The sequence below is a fragment of the Exiguobacterium sp. SH3S3 genome (assembly GCF_004337115.1).
In the GTDB taxonomy this organism is placed as follows: Bacteria; Bacillota; Bacilli; order Exiguobacteriales; family Exiguobacteriaceae; genus Exiguobacterium; species Exiguobacterium aurantiacum_A.
Window position 1 is genome coordinate 90,696 of the sequence record NZ_SJUU01000010.1, and the last position, 16,805, is coordinate 107,500.

General features: G+C 43.6%; 10 protein-coding genes. 1 reads left to right on the forward strand and 9 read right to left on the reverse strand.

Going from position 1 to position 16,805, the window contains the following annotated elements:
• Positions 1 to 51: 51 nt before the first annotated feature.
• From EVJ28_RS10570 to EVJ28_RS10580, 3 genes are read right to left on the reverse strand one after another with little or no spacing between them, the layout of a single operon-like run.
• Positions 52 to 5,235: an FtsK/SpoIIIE domain-containing protein gene (locus EVJ28_RS10570; RefSeq protein ID WP_161566975.1), complete on the reverse strand. Its 5,184-nt coding sequence runs from the start codon at positions 5,233 to 5,235 to the stop codon at positions 52 to 54.
• A 29-nt stretch (positions 5,236 to 5,264) separates the two neighbouring features.
• On the reverse strand, positions 5,265 to 6,890 hold the full coding sequence (locus EVJ28_RS10575) for a hypothetical protein (protein ID WP_131488885.1): 1,626 nt from the start codon (positions 6,888 to 6,890) through the stop codon (positions 5,265 to 5,267).
• Positions 6,891 to 6,922: 32 nt separating this feature from the next.
• Positions 6,923 to 9,307, reverse strand: coding sequence for a hypothetical protein (locus EVJ28_RS10580; protein ID WP_131488887.1), 2,385 nt, complete (start codon positions 9,305 to 9,307; stop codon positions 6,923 to 6,925).
• A 254-nt stretch (positions 9,308 to 9,561) separates the two neighbouring features.
• On the opposite strand from EVJ28_RS10580, the gene EVJ28_RS10585 reads away from it, so the two are divergent.
• Entirely contained in the window at positions 9,562 to 10,449 is an 888-nt protein-coding gene (locus EVJ28_RS10585) for a phosphoadenosine phosphosulfate reductase domain-containing protein (RefSeq protein WP_236634134.1), read from the forward strand.
• A 42-nt stretch (positions 10,450 to 10,491) separates the two neighbouring features.
• Here EVJ28_RS10585 and EVJ28_RS10590 read toward each other — a convergent pair whose 3' ends face one another.
• From EVJ28_RS10590 to polX, 6 genes are all read right to left on the reverse strand, one after another.
• Entirely contained in the window at positions 10,492 to 10,818 is a 327-nt protein-coding gene (locus EVJ28_RS10590) for a nucleoside triphosphate pyrophosphohydrolase (RefSeq protein WP_071399312.1), read from the reverse strand.
• 9 nt (positions 10,819 to 10,827) lie between these two features.
• A complete protein-coding gene (locus EVJ28_RS10595) occupies positions 10,828 to 11,031 on the reverse strand; it encodes a hypothetical protein (protein WP_131441029.1) in 204 nt (67 codons plus the stop codon).
• A 234-nt stretch (positions 11,032 to 11,265) separates the two neighbouring features.
• On the reverse strand, positions 11,266 to 12,078 hold the full coding sequence (locus EVJ28_RS10600) for a bacteriochlorophyll 4-vinyl reductase (RefSeq protein ID WP_131457540.1): 813 nt from the start codon (positions 12,076 to 12,078) through the stop codon (positions 11,266 to 11,268).
• A 219-nt stretch (positions 12,079 to 12,297) separates the two neighbouring features.
• A complete protein-coding gene (locus EVJ28_RS10605; RefSeq protein WP_131457486.1) occupies positions 12,298 to 12,714 on the reverse strand; it encodes a DUF350 domain-containing protein in 417 nt (138 codons plus the stop codon).
• Positions 12,715 to 12,721: 7 nt separating this feature from the next.
• A complete protein-coding gene (locus EVJ28_RS10610) occupies positions 12,722 to 15,076 on the reverse strand; it encodes an endonuclease MutS2 (protein ID WP_131488889.1) in 2,355 nt (784 codons plus the stop codon).
• Positions 15,077 to 16,786, reverse strand: coding sequence for a DNA polymerase/3'-5' exonuclease PolX (gene polX, locus EVJ28_RS10615; protein WP_131488891.1), 1,710 nt, complete (start codon positions 16,784 to 16,786; stop codon positions 15,077 to 15,079).
• Positions 16,787 to 16,805: the final 19 nt, after the last annotated feature.

A 16,805-nucleotide genomic window follows, 5' to 3' on the forward strand; every position in this document is an offset into this window, starting at 1 on the left:
ACCTATCTTCCAAAAGAAGTGAAGTAGCTACGTGCGTAGCTACTTCACGGTTTATTTCTTAAAGTATTGCATTAATGCACGTAAAGCGAGCGGTTGTAAGTATGGACTCTTACCTCGTGCCGGTTCCTTGTTTGTCTTGAATAGGTAATCACCTTTTCCAGCCAAGTTTTCCCCGCCTGACGTATCCATTACTACATTAGAAGCTACACTATCTGTGACGCGAAGACATAGTCTTGCTGCCAAGTTATTTTTGATAGTTGTACTGATAATTTCAGCCTTTGGAGATTGCGTACAGACAATCATATGGATGCCTGCCGCCCGCCCTTTTTGACCTAGACGCTTGATGGCAGTCTCGATTCTCTGAGCAAATTCTTTATCTTGCATCATAAAATCAGCAAACTCATCAAATACAATCACCGTTCTTGGCATGATTTCTTCATGTCGATTCTCCTGAGCCAACAGTTCGTTATATTCCATTAGATTCTTGGCAAATGCATCTCGGAACTTGCTATAGCGATGTTCCATCTCTGCAATCATAACATCTAAATAATCTGCTGATTCGTTCAAATCTAATAAAACTTTCTCCGTATGCTTAACTCCATCAAACATTGAAAACTCAACTTGTTTAGGATCGATAAAAACAAATTGGAGTTCACTTGGGTCATAGAGACACATCATCGACATGACAATCGAGTTCAAACTTACACTCTTTCCACTACCGGTCGACCCAGCAACTAACATATGAGGCTCTGTACCATTAAAATCAACCGTCATGACTTCATTCAACGGACTCAACCCAATTGGAACTACGAATCCTTTTTCTAAGTCTTGATCTGTTACACCGTTACGGACATACTTCATGAATTGTGAGAAGTAGATGGTATCAGGGTCATTACGATTGATATCGATGTTAATCCCATTACGATCACTAAAGATGGTCGGAGGAGAATCAATATGCAACCAAAGCGGCATATCTTTCGCCTTTTTCTCAACCGCTGTGATGCTTTGATTTGGTGGGATTCTTCCAATAATTCGAATGACACTTGCCCCCACTATCGTACGCTCTACAGTAAACTGCACTCCGTTAATTCTCAGTTTCGTCTGTAAAGTGTCTGCGTAACGATTACCGAGTTCTTGAAGAGCCGCGTCAAACGATTCTTCGTTCGGCACCTGCACGTTTAATAGTGCGATTTCCTCTGGGTACTGATCCACTAATAACTCACTAGGTTCGACCGGATTGACTGGATCGATTGGATCAATCGATTCGTCTTCTATGCCTAGACCAACAGGCGGTTGAATCGGTGTTACAGATGGAGGATTATTTCCGGGTTCTTTACCTGAATCTTGTGGAGCCACCATTTCTTCAACTCTATTAATAGCTTTCGGCTCAACAACTTTATCTTCGCCCCCGATTTCTAATTCAACTTCATCACTAGAAACATTCATTTCTGAAAGGATGTACGATCGTGTGAACGTATGAACGGAAATTCCATCTTCGTCCTCACGCTCAAAGTAATGACCAGGAGTAAGCTCGACTCTACCTTCAAACTCCATATTCTTATTGTGAATATATGCATAAATCGATTTAGTGAAGGAGAAGTTGATTTTCACATTCGGATTATGCTTGAGTTCGTGTAGTAGAGCTAGCTCATATTCCTCGTAGGCCCGTTTATCCTCAAGATGAAGCAAGAACGAGTTGAGATATAAATCTCTTTCAAGAGTTGATTCAAATCGTCTAAAGAATTTCTGAAGCGCTCTTTCTCCAGACAGCAATTGAACTTTTGCGTCCGTTACTTCACTTACGTAACTCTCTTGTTGAATGAGTTTTAATTCGACTAAATCAAAGTTAATGTCATAAGTTTCAATATCTGCTGAATATTGAATCGTCGTTTTTAACAAATCTGGTCGCTTCTGACGAGTTCTAAACCATTCAAGCTCGTCACACATGTCCCATAAAACAACAGCATCTTGAGTGTCTCTGTTCTGAACTACTGTTAAATAAACAGATAAAAACTCGTTTACAAACTTCCCTGGTCCTAACGCTCGTAGGACAAGTCCCCCAGATAAATCTTTAACTATTTTTAAAGATTCATCCACTTTCTGTTCGTCTAGGGTCATGACCTTTAACTGGTCTTTTAGACGACTATGAAGTCTAGTTCGATAATAGTTCGTCTCGATATCTTTTTCAGAAGATCTCCGAATTGAATCCGAAGAAGAGACTAGCACTTTGATTTCTTCTTTTCCAGAGCGATTCACATGATATCGAATAATATTCGAACCTTCTGCTACTTGTTTCATAAGAAGTGGGTCCATGAACTTATCGTATGTGATAACCCAGTTGAACTTTTCATGCGCTAGTTTATAGAGCGTATTCGTCTCTGTTCGAGTTACGGAGAGACGACCTTTTAGAAGTCCGATTTTATCAGGCTCAATGACTAACCCTTCTTTTAAAATGGCCTGCATGTTATAAAACTGTTGCATTAGCTTTGGCTGAGTTGGTGAAACATAACTGATTAATCGAGTGCCTTCTTTTACAGATTTGAACTCGCGATTCTCGTAGAACGCCCACTGTTTATCATCAAGCCCGCACTCTTTATGCGTTTCAGAATAAAACTGATGCGGAATTTTAAGATTATCTTGTTGACCAAAATAATCGATGAACACAGCTAAATCAAAGTCAAGCATCAGCGAGTCCAGTTTTTCCTCTAATGTTTTTGAATCGCTAAAAGGTAAAACGTTAATTTCTAGACGCGGAAACTCTCCGAACACATCAACTGCATTCATATATTCTTCTTGAGACTGAATCCATTGATTGATTTCGTCGTAAAGCATCGCCGCGCGAGCTGGACTGTGGATTGTAACATTTAACTTTCTAACACTATCTTTTTTCAAGATTTGCTCGATACTCTTTTTAACGAACTCTAAGTTAGTCACGTAAAGGAATAAGATATCTAGACAATCGGCAGTATACGGATAAACGCGAATATAATCATGAGCTACTTTCTCAATTTCTTTTGCGAACGAAGTAGCTTGTGAAGCGACGCTTTCGATTTCTCCACCTTCAAGGTATGTACCTTGTCCATAGAACTCATCTTGAACAAACAGATGATGACCTTCACGTGATACGTAATATGAAGGTGCTAAATTAGTAAAAGATCCTCTCAAATATTCTTTATACTGTTTGAGGTCTTCTACGTCTTGAATTTTGTTTCGTCCATGGGATGTATCCGAAAGATCTGCAATCAATTTACCGAAATGAACAAGTTTATAGCCATAGGCGATGAATCGAATCGGGTTGAAAACCGAAACGATTTTTCGTTCGACTTCAGATTGTTTGCTATTCTTTGTTTCAACAATGTTGATTGTTCCAATATCATTTAGAAGCGAGTAGATTTTTCGAACCCCATCAACATCTGCCTCGGAACAATTCAAGAATTCCTGAGTGAGACGCGTGATTTTTTCGAGGTCATCAATCGTCGTCCCCCGCTCCTCGTTTAAAATCGTTTGAAGAAGCTTAGTGTATTCTTTGTTAAACGTATCAAATTGTTGGATTGGTTCTAATAATCGCTTATCAGTCAATGATGTATATTTTTTTTGATCCGAGAGATAGTCTCGGAAATCTTTTTCGCTCGGAGTACCTCGTTTGACATCAATATGCTGGAGATAGCCGCTTTGAATCTGATTGATGAACTGTGAAAAACTGTTTTCACTAATAGCTTCTCCGGCATCAATCTTAAATTCTGTTTTGGCCAGCGGTTCCTCATTTCGAAGCAATCTAACGGTAACCGTCAAATTTTCTACGTCTTTTGAAACATCCTCTACACCTTTTAGATGAGAAAGAACAATAATATTAGATGAAAGCATGGACAACGATTTCAAGTGGAAATTGAAGAATGCTGCCTGCTTTTCTGAGAGCTCTAAATTGTCGTCAATCGAAACTTCAAACGAAAGATTCCCCTCAAATTGTTCATGCTCAACTTCTTCTAACATTACTAAACTTTCAGATAAAACAGCCTCAAAAACATCAATATACTCGGAAGGGTTTTCTAACTTGTTTTCGATGTTAACGACTTTTTTTAGAATCCCTTCTTTTTCAAGTTCTTCCTCATACTCTTCTCTAAATGCTCGAATAGAATCAAGATCATTTTTAGAGTTTACTGCTTCTACGCCTTTATCAAATCGATTCTCTGCGTCCATTTTTTGTTGCTTCAATTGATTTTCTTCTTCTACAGTCTCTGCTAATTCAATTGCCATAGCATATTTATCAATTAATGTGTCTCGGGCATTATTTAACTTATCCTTTAATGAATTTGATACTCTGAATCCAAAAATACGTTCAGCGTCAGTGTACGAAACGAGAGATAGTAATTCATTGTTTTTACGTTCAATGAATTGCATCGCCTTTTCGAAGAAATGGACTTCATCATTGAAGTTGTTCCATATTTCTGTTGAATAATTTGTTTTCGCCTCATTTGACATGAAGTTTTCAACGTTTTTAGCTAGCTTCTCAGGGTCAAGGTAAGACACCATCGTTTTTCTTAGGTGGCTGAGCAAGAAGTTCTTTCGAAGTTGTTTCCGAAGCGCATCTACTGATTCAAATTTTAAATATTCATCTCTAAACAATCTGAAATGAGGCAACTGTGTCCCAAGAATTGTTTTAAATGGTGCCTCAGAAGTGTTTTTTTCTTTAATAATATCTTCTAAATAAGCAATCAACATAGAAAGCTGTAAATCTAATTCATCTTTATACTGATAAGCTCCGATCAACCTCATTAAATCTTTGATTTGATGAGGTTCTAAGTATGAATTTTCATGAAGAGACTGGTCAAGACTGTCTAAACCTTCTGATGACAATAATTGTGTCTCGTCGATAGAGACAATATCCTTCAAACTTTGAGCTTCAGGAGTCCTTTCGTTCATCAATAATATTAAAGCTTCATTGGACTTAACATTATTTCTCAACCAAACCCCGTTCTCATTTTCATTCAATACAAATGAGTCAAAGCCATCAATTTGCTTGATTGTTCGAATCACAGGCTGATAAAAATGCTTTAATTGATTTTCACCTTCTAAGAGAGCATTGAGGATTGCAGGGAAATAGTCTTCGTTTATCCCCTCAATTTTAATTAATACCTTCTCTGCATTTTTATTTTTGTGATCTTTAAGGTAGTTAAGCAAGTATTGTGAAATCCAGTGTCCTATGATTGTTTCTTTATGCGAAGTACTTACTGACATGGTCATAATCTCCTTCATTTAATTTCAGATTATGTGAAATAAGGATTTCGGATTAATGCTGTTGCATCTGAATACTCTTGCAACAATCCGTTTTGCTTTAATTTCTGTCTCATTTTTTTCTCGTTATTTCTAAAATGAGATAGGTTGATGCCTTCTTTAGAGTACAGACCAGAGACTTTAGCTGCATTTTCACCGATGATAATTTGATATTTTTCATATAATCTTTGCAAAAAATCATCGTATGGTAGAGTGATTTCTCCGTCTAACGTGGCATATACTAGTGCACTTAAAATATTGTCATGAAGTACATATCGAGCTTTAGACCCTTTACCTGAAATAATGAATTGCCCGTCGCGTGCTAGTGTTTTCATAATCGGTAATTGTGACTTAGATAAGTCTTCCATGTACAGCTCAACAATACGCAATTTGAGCATTTTTTTAGCTTTATCAAGATTCGACGTCTCAAGAGCTTCAATTAGTTTTTTCTTTTTTGGTGCATGAAGACTGTTAAGATTCAAATCGTCAAAAAATGACGCATAACCAGCGACTTTTGTTTTTTGAGAATCATCAAATCCTTGTTTCCAGACTCGTATCTTATCTTCAGCCTTGTCTTCAGGGAATACTTCAGCAACGCGCTTTTCAACAAACGTTTTATACGCTTCTCCAACTACTCCTTCGTGAATGCGATACGAATCTTGTGCCAAAAATTTTATTGACTTGTTTTGTCCTTCAAAACAATCAATAAAGTAATGAGTCTTTTCTTGGACTATTTGTTCAGCTTGATGAATCATATAGCGGTGAAGTTGGAATGTAATAAGTGATGTGAGAATATCAAACATCTCATATACGTCGATTTTCAGCTTTAACAAGGAATCAAGTTCATGAGCAAATTCTGTATAAAGAGGCAAATCGGTTTGAGGAAGCTTAGGATATTCCGCGATATCTTTACCTCTAAAAATTTCTTCTAATTTTGCTTCTTCAAACAAAGGAGCAGGTAATTCTATTGAAGAGGTACTATATTCGGCAAACGCCTCATTAATTTGACTAATCACAGTAATTAAGCCACTTGAAGTTGAAAGAAGGTTCTTCATGTTTTCTTCGATACTCATTCGAAGACTAGCGTTATTCAACGTCCCATAGTGAAGCATCAAGTAGTATAATTCTCCTCCGCGAGCAAAGAAGTTTCGTTCATAACTAATGCTATAGTTACTCGTCTTCCCCTTATCTCGATTAACACGTACTTCAGAAAAGAGTAAAGACTCGTGCAGCGGATAAATCATTTGAGCATACCACGAACGGTCTACTGGTTTTCCCATTGGCGTTGTCAGAGGAATCGTCAAATTCTTGAAAAACGTTTGAAGATCTTCGAATTGTTTTTCGTTAATTCCAAGCCTATCTCTAATAACTTCTTTTTTCTCATCTTCAAAAATTGCAATGTGTCCTTTAGAACCCTCTTTTTCGCCTTCGTATACAAATTGACGGAACTCAATCATCTTACGTCGATTATAGTGTTTTCTTTGTAAGCTAAATTGGGTTCCAGCAAATACATTTAAAAATTCGAGGGTATATTCAGGTCCTCTTTGCCCTTCTTTAAACCGATGTCCCCATATCTTCTCCCCGATTTTACTAGAAAAGAATGTTTCTTCTTGTTCCATGTGGCGTGCTCCTATTCATATAGTATTTAATCTTAAAAGTCTTCATCCTCATCTTCATCCACTTCATCATTTTCTAAATCAGGTGTCTTAATTTCGATAGTCTCGAGTACGAAAGCACCTTGCGAATAATCGAATTTTAAAATTTGTAGAATGTCTTCATCTTGTTTTTTCAATGGAATCAATCTGTTTCGGAAGCTGTTGAGTAAGATTTCCACGTGCTCGCGTAATACGTTCAGCATTCCACCATTGCTCAGACGCATCAAATATTCAAATGTGACTAGGTTTACTTCAAGTTCGATGTCTTGAATGTTTAGGATCAAAGTTGTACTCGCCTGATCAATTTCTTCATTTTTCTCCTGAACAACAAAGTCAATTTGATCTAACCCAATAATTTGATGAACTAACAGACTGTCAGAAGCAACATACAATTGATGTGATGGAGAAAACACCATGCGTTTAGCGAAGAATGTATTTAATCCGTCAATTAACTTGATTTTTGTACTATGTTCAATTTTCCCTTTATGAAGAATGCCAATAAATTCGTGCCGATGACGGTAAGGAATCAATTGCTCTACTTTTTTATTGTCTTTAGATTCGAAGTAATATTTACGACGTAAACGTGGGAACCATTTGCTCATCAGTTCGACGCCATTCACGTTATCACCATTAATATTGGAACGGTACATTTTGACCTCTTCATAATAAGCACCATTTTCGACATCGATACCTTGTTTAAACAAAGTCGTATGGGCGTCTCTCGTTTTCTCTTGACTACTCAAATCACCGTTCAAAAGAAAATCGTCGATTAAAGAATCCGAAATATATCCAGGGTCTAATGATTTAAATTCTTGAATTCCACTGATTTCCTCAAAAACTTCAGGTCTTAGATTATTTCCGAAGAAATTCTCATAGTATGATTTTTTCGCTAATCCCTCAATCGCCTCACTCTGTGAAGCTTCATGAATGTTTCTACATGTCATTCCACCTGTTTGTGTATAAGCTAGGTGAATTAGCAGCTCACGCATAGTCATATGCTTTCCGTTCATATCGAGTGATTTGTACATGCGCATCATACGATTCCGAGTCGTTTTATTGCTCATTGCGACATGGTTGTTATTAATGATGCATTTATGACGACTTGAACATGTACCGCAAATATCCCAATTCTCTTCTTCGTTCCAACCTTCAATTATTTTTTCGGCATAAACGGAAGATGAGGCATACAGCAGATTGTAAACTTTAACTTGTTCAGCCTCTTTAAATTCTTTGTTTGGTGACAAAAACTGCGGAATAATTGCGTCTTTCAATGCCTTCAGTTCTGGATACTTCACCAAAGTATGAGTCAGTTTCCCTTCGTTTGCAGCAATTAAAAAATAAACGTTTGAGTCTTTCACTTCGAGAGTCTCTTGCATTTTCTGTAGCTCTGAAACGATTATTTCATCACGTAACTCTGATAAATCTTTAATGACTCGAATAGTGTAGTCTTTGTATGTAATTTCCTCTATACCAGACTCCGGCCACCCTTCAAATTCCTTATCTACCAATTGATCGTATACGTTGCGGCAAATCCGTGTTTTCCCATCCCCAGCATTACCCGTGATAATGATAGAACGCGGTGATGTAGAGAGTTCATCGATTATTTTTTGATTGATATTCGTATCAATGCTGTATTCAATTTTTTTAGTGTGTTCATCGAAAATCTTTGAATAGTCAGCAGTCGTCAAATCATACTGGTGCATGAAGTCCACAAAAGGGTTGATTTGCTCTTTGAGTGGCGTATTTATGACACGATCTGTTTTAGTAATCAGTTCTTGAGTCATTCGGGTTGTTTGCTCCTTTTCATCTTCTATAGTTTCAATTTGTGACTTACTGTCTGCAATCACTTCTTTTTCATAAGTAGCGTCTTCAGCCTTAAATTTATTTGGTTCGTCAGTTTCTATTTTATCAAAAGGAATTATCGATGATTTCAGTTCAGTAATAGCGATTGTCTCTTCACTTTCCTGTTCTGCAGTTCTTCCAAAATCTAAAATCCAAGACTGACCTAATTGAAGCAAAATAGTTAAAGCTTCGTTCGCTTCTTTTTTAGTGATGTCTCGTTTTGTTACGTTTTCACAGATTTCTAAAAATCTAATCCCTTCTCTATAATTCTTCATCGAAAGGTTATATTTCGTTTTTAGCGCCTTCCAGCCATATTGAATTGAATGTGCTTCAAAGTAAGATTTAGGCATTGACGCATAGTTATTGAAACCACTTAAATCTCTCATCCATTCATAAGACATTGGGAGGAACAAAGATTGCAAGTATAGAACCTGTTCTGTCGGATTGAACTCTATCATTCTATTTACATCTTCAAAAGAGAATACAATATCATCAGCTGATAGTTTTGTAAGTTGGTCCCAAATTTCCTCTGGTCTCATTTTTAATCGCCCTCTCAATTTGCATTAAAAAATATAAATAAGATTCACAATTTCGTTTCTTCCTATTATTGTAATATTAATGTATGGTAAATAAAAGGGGTTCTGAAGGAATATAGTTAGGTTAGCATATTTTTTTATACGGCTATAATCCTATATTCATCATAGAAATGTTGCAGGCATTTTATTTTCTTATAGAAGCACATTTCCGTTACTGTAATAATAAATAGAAATGAAAGACAAATGAGGTGTAATAGATGAATATGAATAGTGTAAAAACACAAAAAACTACAAGTCGCCTCGCACTTGGTGAATTAAACAATAAAGACTACACTACACTCGACCATGGGCGTAAACCAGTTCACGTGGCTATGTTTAGTGGTGGTGCATCTTCAGCATACGTGGCTTACCATATTGTGCAAAAGTACGGTAAAGAAAATTCGATTCTCTTCTTTACAGATACGTTGTGGGAAGACATGGATAACTACCGCTTCATGGAAGAGGTCGCGGATTACATCGGTTTAGAAATTACGACTAGCATCGATGGAAGAACACCTGAAGAAGTATTTTTCGATATGAGATTCCTTGGTAACTCCCGAATGGCAAAGTGTTCAGAAGAACTAAAGGTTAGACAAACAATGATATTCCTTGAAGAACTTCGCGATGAGCATAATCTTGAACCGATTCTACATTTCGGTATCGGGCCTCACGAGCAGCATCGAGCTATCAACTTGCAAAATTTTTATGAACATAATCCAATTGAGCCTATTGAGACGCGTTTTCCAATGATTGAAATCTTCAAAGAAGATATGGATGCCAAAACAATCATTCAAAATGAATGGGGCATTAAACTTCCACGCATGTACGATTTAGGATTCTCTCACGCAAACTGTGGCGGACGTTGTGTACGAGGTGGTTTAGGTCACTATGCCCTCCTTTACAAAGTCTGGCCAGATCAATATGCTGAACAAGAATCTATGGAAGAACGTTTCCGTGAAAAGTTCCAAAAAGACGTGTCTATTTTAAAACGTAATGGTGGACCCTTCACATTACGCGAATATCGTGAAATGATGGAACGAGATGGCGTAGAAGCTTATCTTGCTGAGAAAGACGATACAGTTCCTTGTGTTTGTGCATTCTCTTAAAAACAAATAAGCAGAGCGCGTTTTACAAGCGCTCTGCTTTTCCTATTTATCTAGAACTTCCTCCAAATATAACCCCTTCTCAAATCCACCCTTCCGCTCCCGCTTCTCTGCACGAATCGCATTCATCTCTTCAAACGAAGCCCCATGCATTTTACCGAGCTCATAAGCGAGCTCAAGAATATCCGCTAGCTCTTCAAGACATTCCTCATCGATATTCGTCTCTTCATACTCTTTCAGTTCTTCATATAGCTTCAGGCGTGCCTGTTCAAAGTGCTCGGCTTGATTCAACTGTTTGACGATGACTCGTTTTCCGTCCGCACGGATCAGTTCAGGTACTCGGTCTCGGACCAACTTATTATGTTTCACCATAGCTGCCTCCTACTCCACAATCTCAAACGCCTTCACATACACGACATGATCAAGGAAGATGATCCATTCATCCTCGAACTGGACGAAGCCGTCCGAAGCATGCCGGAACGACTGATAGATGGCTTCAAGTGCCGCATAGCGACTATCTGCCTCGACGACTTGCGTCAACACCTCATCATTGATCATGTGGAATTCGATTTCGAACTGTTTCATCGTCCTCACTCCTTCTTTTCATTCGTGGTTGCGCCATATCCCTCCTACTCTTTTCCCTATTCCGAGCGTTTCTCCTCCGTCACCAAAACGAATATTCAAAAACCATTCTACATAGCATCCATACGTTCAACTAAAAAAAGCGACATCTACAAACGTCACTTTTCCTAAACCCTATTTTGCTTGGAGTGCTTCATGCACGACATTCAGGCATAACCCTTTCGAAATTTGATCGGCTTACACGCGACCTTCTAACACGAGAAAATCCACATCTACGATATCAGGATTTTCTCGCTTCATTTCTTCAAAGCTCGTGACGAACTCATCGTAAGAAACGTCGATGTTATCTTCAAGCGCATTCACCAATCTGTGTCCCATTTGAGTCATAGATGAATAGGTAATCCACCCCGAAATGACCCCACCCGCAATCGGAATAATCTTGGAAACACTTTGTGCGAACGTTTTTTTCGTGAGCTTCACCCCGACATATCCCCCCATTTTTTTTAAAATCGGGTAGTAAATCGTTTTCGTTAACGCTTTATTTGGAATTTTCGTTAACGCCTGCTTTGATAGCTCCGACGATAACACTTTGATTGTCGCCGTCGCTCCTCCGACTCCAAACATCACGCCTAAAAATAAAATCAAATCACCGCTCACTCGCTCAACATCTAGTTGATCTCCATCCCAAAAATCCTCGTACCCGTACAAATAGCCGATTTCTTGCGCCAAGCGGAGCGCCACTCCAAAAAATTGAGCAGTGTCGGCTGGTACCGTCGCCGCCATCGCAATCCCACCCGGCACCCCGGCTACAAACGAAGCGGACGTACTTTTAAAGGTCCGATCCATGACAATTTTCTTCGCGACCCGTCTGACCATTTCTTGAGAAACGTTTGCTTGAATCGGTCCTCGTTCAAAAATTTCGGTTAACTGGGGCGAATTCACTTTATTACTGAAGCTTTTCACTAAAAATTCTGCACGATTGACTTTTACACCCGGTAACTTTACAGCATTCGTCACTAACAACTCAAAAAAATTTACTCCGTTCGACAATGGCCACACCTCTTTATCCTAAATTCGTTACATCCTATCTCTATATCATTCCCTTGTACACCTACTTTATTCCCAAATCAATAGTACGAAAAAAAGAGCACCGAAGCGCTCTTCTCCCGTTTATTCACTCAATAAAAGACAAACCATAGCACCGCTGCCACTAAAAACAGTCCGGCCCCGATAAAGAGAATCTTTGCCAATCGTTCGTATACCATGTCTTCACCTCACCAACGCCGCGCCGACGACGAGCGAGACCCCGATCGAGAGCATGAACGCGAGCAAGCCGACCGCGATATTGCCTTTCCCGATCTCCTCGTTCACTTTGAGCGACGGCGTCAAAAATTCAAACAACCAATACGTGACGAGCAGTAAGAAGAAGCCGAAGCTCCCTCCGACCAAGACGTCAATCATCCGCTCGTGATGGCTCTCGACGACACGGAAGATGTTGGCCAGGCCGACGACCTTGCCCCCGGTCGCGAGCGCGACGGCGATATTCCCTTTTTGAACCTCGCGCCAGTTACTGTACGGCGTCGTCATCTCGAAGATGGCGAGCCCGACGACGATCATCAGTCCGGCGATCGTGTACAGGCCGAGCGATTCGAGCATCACGCCAAACGTTACGTTCCCCATCATCATGCGTCCCTCACTTCAATTCGACGACCGTGACCCCGAGTCCACCTTCACCCATACCACCCGGGCGCTGACTCTTCACGTGACGATGTCCTTTCAAATACTCTTGCGTCGCTTGTCGCATCGCGCCCGTACCGAGCCCGTGGATGATGCGGACGTTGTCGTATCCGGACACGAGCGCCTCGTCGATATATTTGTCTAGGCGCGAGAGTCCCTCTTCGACCCGGACACCGCGAAGATCGAGCTCCGACTTCGTCGAGCTCTGGCGCTTCAGCGAGCTGCCTTTCGACTGGAGTCCTTGTTCTTTCGAGGGTCCGACTTTTTGAAGGTCGTCCGCTTTGACGTTCACTTTCATGATCCCGACTTGGACGTTGTACTCGTTGTCGTTGATCTGGTTCACAATGTACCCTTTTTGGTTGAACGTCGTCACTTTCACTTCTTCGCCTTTACTGAACGTACGTTTTTGTTGCGTTTTTTGTTTCACTTTTTGGATCTTTTTATCTTGGAGCGTCGGTTTCGCCGATTCGAGCTGTTTCTTCGCGGCGATGATCTCGTGCTCTTTGACGATGCCTTCTGCGCGTAGCTTCTTCAACCGGTCGATGACTTCGTTCGCTTCCCGCTTCGCCTTCTCGACGGCCTTCTCGGCACGAGCCTCGGCCTCGCCGTACATCACGTCGCGTTCGGTCTCGAATTCACTCATCTTCGCCTCGAACGCCGCTTGCTCTTGTTCGAAGTCGTGGCGTTTGATGATCAGTTCTTGCTCGAGCTGCTCGGCGCGTTGTTTCGCCGACTCGAGCTCGTTGATCATCGATTCGACCGACTCGGCGTCGGTGCCGACGTGGCTCCGGGCCTTGTCGATCACTTGCTCGGACAGACCGAGGCGTCGACTGATCTCGAACGCGTTCGAGCGTCCCGGCACACCGATCAACAAGCGATACGTCGGGCTGAGCGACTCGATATCGAACTCCATCGAGGCGTTGACGACACCTTCTCGGTTATAGGCGTACGCCTTCAACTCGGAATAGTGGGTCGTCGCCGCGACGCGGGCCCCACGCCGCTTCACTTCATCGAGAATCGCGATGGCGAGCGCGGCCCCTTCTTGCGGGTCGGTCCCGGCACCGAGCTCATCGAATAGGACGAGCGACATGAAGTCGACCTTGTCGAGCATGCTGACGATGTTCGTCATGTGCGAGCTGAACGTCGACAAGCTCTGCTCGATCGACTGCTCGTCACCGATGTCGGCGTAAACGGCGTCAAACACCGAGAGCTCTGTACCGAACTCGGCCGGGACGTAGAGCCCTGACTGGACCATCAGTTGAAGTAACCCGATCGTCTTGAGCGTGACCGTCTTACCACCCGTGTTCGGTCCGGTGATGACGAGCGACGTGAAGTCTTCCCCGAGCTCGACCGTGATCGGGACGACCTCGTCTTGCGGGATGAACGGATGACGCGCCTGCTTCAGTTTGATCTCGCGGGCGTCGTTCAACTTCGGCTCCGTCGCTTTCAGTTGATGTCCGTACGCGACTTTCGCGAACACGAAGTCGAGTTCGGCCAAGACGTCGAGGTTCGTCACGACGGAATCGGCTACGCCGCCGACGAGATTTGACAGTTCGGTCAAGATACGGTCGATCTCCGAGCGTTCTTTCAAGCGGACTTCTTGGATCTCATTGTTGATCGAGACGATCGCTTGCGGCTCGATGAAGAGCGTCTGCCCTGACGCCGACTGGTCGTGGACGATCCCGCCGAACGCTTGGCGATACTCTTGCTTGACCGGGACGACGAAGCGGTCGTTCCGAATCGTGACGATCGCGTCTGAGAGCATCTTGGCGTTGTTGCGGAGGATGTTGTCGATCCGCGAGCGGACACTGCCCTCAAAGCTGCGGAGTTGCGTCCGCAGACCGCGCAGTTGCGAGCTCGCCGAATCTTGGACCGTACCTTGGTCGTCGATGGCGTGACGGATCGATTGCTCGACCTCGATCAGCTTCGTCAAGCGCTCGGCATATTCGTCGAGGCGCGGGATTTGGATGTCTTCGTTGTCCTCGTGCAACTTCTCAAAGAAGTTCTTCACTTGGCGGCCGCTGTACATGACGGCGGCGACGGCGAGCAGTTCGCTCGTCGAGAGCACCGAGCCGATGGCGGCCCGTTTCACTTCGGCGCGGACGTCTGAGAGCCCGCCGAGCGGCAAACGGTCCCGGAGCCGGACGACCTCGGTCGCCTCGCGCGTGACGTTCAAGTTGGCGAGTACCCGGTCGTACGAGTAGTCGGGCTGCATGTTGAGCGCCCGGTTTTTCCCGAGCGAGCTGGCCGCATGCACGGCGAGCTGTTGACGTAACTTTTCATATTCTAATACGCGTAACGCGTGATCCATCTAGCATGTTCCTTTCTGTCGCTTCGCGTCGAAGAACGCTGTCGCTTCTTCGAACGTGAGGCAGTTAATAATGTCTGACGGTTCGAGATAGGCTTTTCTTGCGTGCAAGACGCCGAGTGCCATATCTTCCATCATATCAGGGTGGTGGGTGTCGGTGTTTACCATCAGTTTGACACCGGCCGCCTTCGCTTTCTTCAGCGTCGAGGCGGTCAAATCGAGACGGTTCGGGTTGGCGTTCAGTTCGAGCGCCGTCCCTGTCTCTTTCGCGAGGGCGATCAAGCGCTCCTCGTCGATCGGGTAGCCGTCACGGCGTCCGATCAAGCGTCCGGTCGGATGGGCGATGACGTTGACGTAAGGAGAACGGCAGGCGTTCTCGAGCCGCGCCATGATCTCGTCGACACCTTGGTCCATCTTGGAATGGATCGAGGCGACGACGTAGTCGAGCGTCGCTAAAAACTCAGGCTCGTAGTCGAGCGTCCCGTCTGGGCGGATGTCCATCTCGACACCGCGCAAGACGTGCATATCGTGTTTTTTCGCCGCGGCAAGAATCTCTTCCGCTTGCGCTTCTAATCGTTCCTCGGTCAACCCATTGACGAACGACATGTACTTGCCGTGGTCGGTGATGGCGATCCATTCGTAACCGCGCGCTTTCATCGCGGCGACGAGCTCATCGACCGTCAGCTTCCCGTCCGACCAGACCGTGTGCATATGCGCATCGGCCTTGATGTCGTCAAGCGTGACGAGCTTCGAGATGTCGTGCTCGAACTCATGCTTGCCTTCTCTTAGTTCCGGCGGGATGAACGGGAGGCCGTAGCGTTCGAACAGCTCCGCTTCCGTCTCCGGCTGCCACAGGCCGTCCGCGGTCTCGACCCCGTACTCGGAGATCGACTCACCCTTAGCTTTCGCGAGTTGGCGCATGCGGACGTTATGGTCTTTTGAGCCGGTGAAGTGGTGGAGCGTCGCGGCGAAAGCACCGGGCTCGACCATCCGGAAGTCGACCGACACCATCTCCTCGCGCTCTAAGACGAGCGACACTTTCGTCTCACCGGCTGCGATGACTTCATTGACGAACGGGAGCGCGAGCAGTTTGTCGCGCAAAGCGACAGGCTCCTCGGTCGCGATGATGAAGTCCAAGTCTTTGCACGTCTCCTCGGCCCGGCGGAAACTGCCCCCGACCGAATGCCGGAGGACGAGCGCCTCGCCTTCTAACACTTTGTTGATCTCTTCTACGACCGGACGCATCATCGCGTACGACAGGCGTTCCGGACGGGATTCCAAGTTCCGTGCTGCTGCGAGCAACTTCTCGACGCTCTTCGTGCCGAAACGCGGCAATTCTGACGCCGTGCCGTCTTCTAGTACACGGATGAGCGACTCGAGGTCGACGACGCCGACTTCTCTTAGCTGGGCCAGTTTCTTGCCGCCGAGCCCTTGGATTTTGAGCAGCTTCATCAAGCCGTACGGAATCTCTTCTTGGAGCGACTCGAGCACCTCGCTCCGTCCCGTCTGGCGCCATTCCTCGAGTACAGCTGCCGTTCCTTTACCGATACCTGAGATCGTCGTCAAATCATCAATGTCGTCGAGTTCGAGCTCGGTGTTCTCGAGCGCCGTCGCCGCTTTACGAAACGCGTTGATCTTGAACGGGTTCTCACCCTTGATCTCCATATATTGCGCGATTTTCTCTAACAGCATCATCGCCTCAACTTTATTCATCGTATTTCCCCCTTTTTCA

What these genes read in the sequence shown, in the direction of transcription:
- EVJ28_RS10595 (WP_131441029.1), bottom strand. Translation starts at nt 11,031, where the DNA reads ATGAAACAGTTCGAAATCGAATTCCACATGATCAATGATGAGGTGTTG.
- EVJ28_RS10610 (WP_131488889.1), bottom strand. Translation starts at nt 15,076, where the DNA reads ATGGATCACGCGTTACGCGTATTAGAATATGAAAAGTTACGTCAACAG.
- polX (WP_131488891.1), bottom strand. Translation starts at nt 16,786, where the DNA reads ATGAATAAAGTTGAGGCGATGATGCTGTTAGAGAAAATCGCGCAATAT.
- EVJ28_RS10585 (WP_236634134.1), top strand. Translation starts at nt 9,562, where the DNA reads ATGAATATGAATAGTGTAAAAACACAAAAAACTACAAGTCGCCTCGCA.
- EVJ28_RS10580 (WP_131488887.1), bottom strand. Translation starts at nt 9,307, where the DNA reads ATGAGACCAGAGGAAATTTGGGACCAACTTACAAAACTATCAGCTGAT.
- EVJ28_RS10570 (WP_161566975.1), bottom strand. Translation starts at nt 5,235, where the DNA reads ATGTCAGTAAGTACTTCGCATAAAGAAACAATCATAGGACACTGGATT.
- EVJ28_RS10605 (WP_131457486.1), bottom strand. Translation starts at nt 12,714, where the DNA reads ATGATGATGGGGAACGTAACGTTTGGCGTGATGCTCGAATCGCTCGGC.
- EVJ28_RS10575 (WP_131488885.1), bottom strand. Translation starts at nt 6,890, where the DNA reads ATGGAACAAGAAGAAACATTCTTTTCTAGTAAAATCGGGGAGAAGATA.
- EVJ28_RS10590 (WP_071399312.1), bottom strand. Translation starts at nt 10,818, where the DNA reads ATGGTGAAACATAATAAGTTGGTCCGAGACCGAGTACCTGAACTGATC.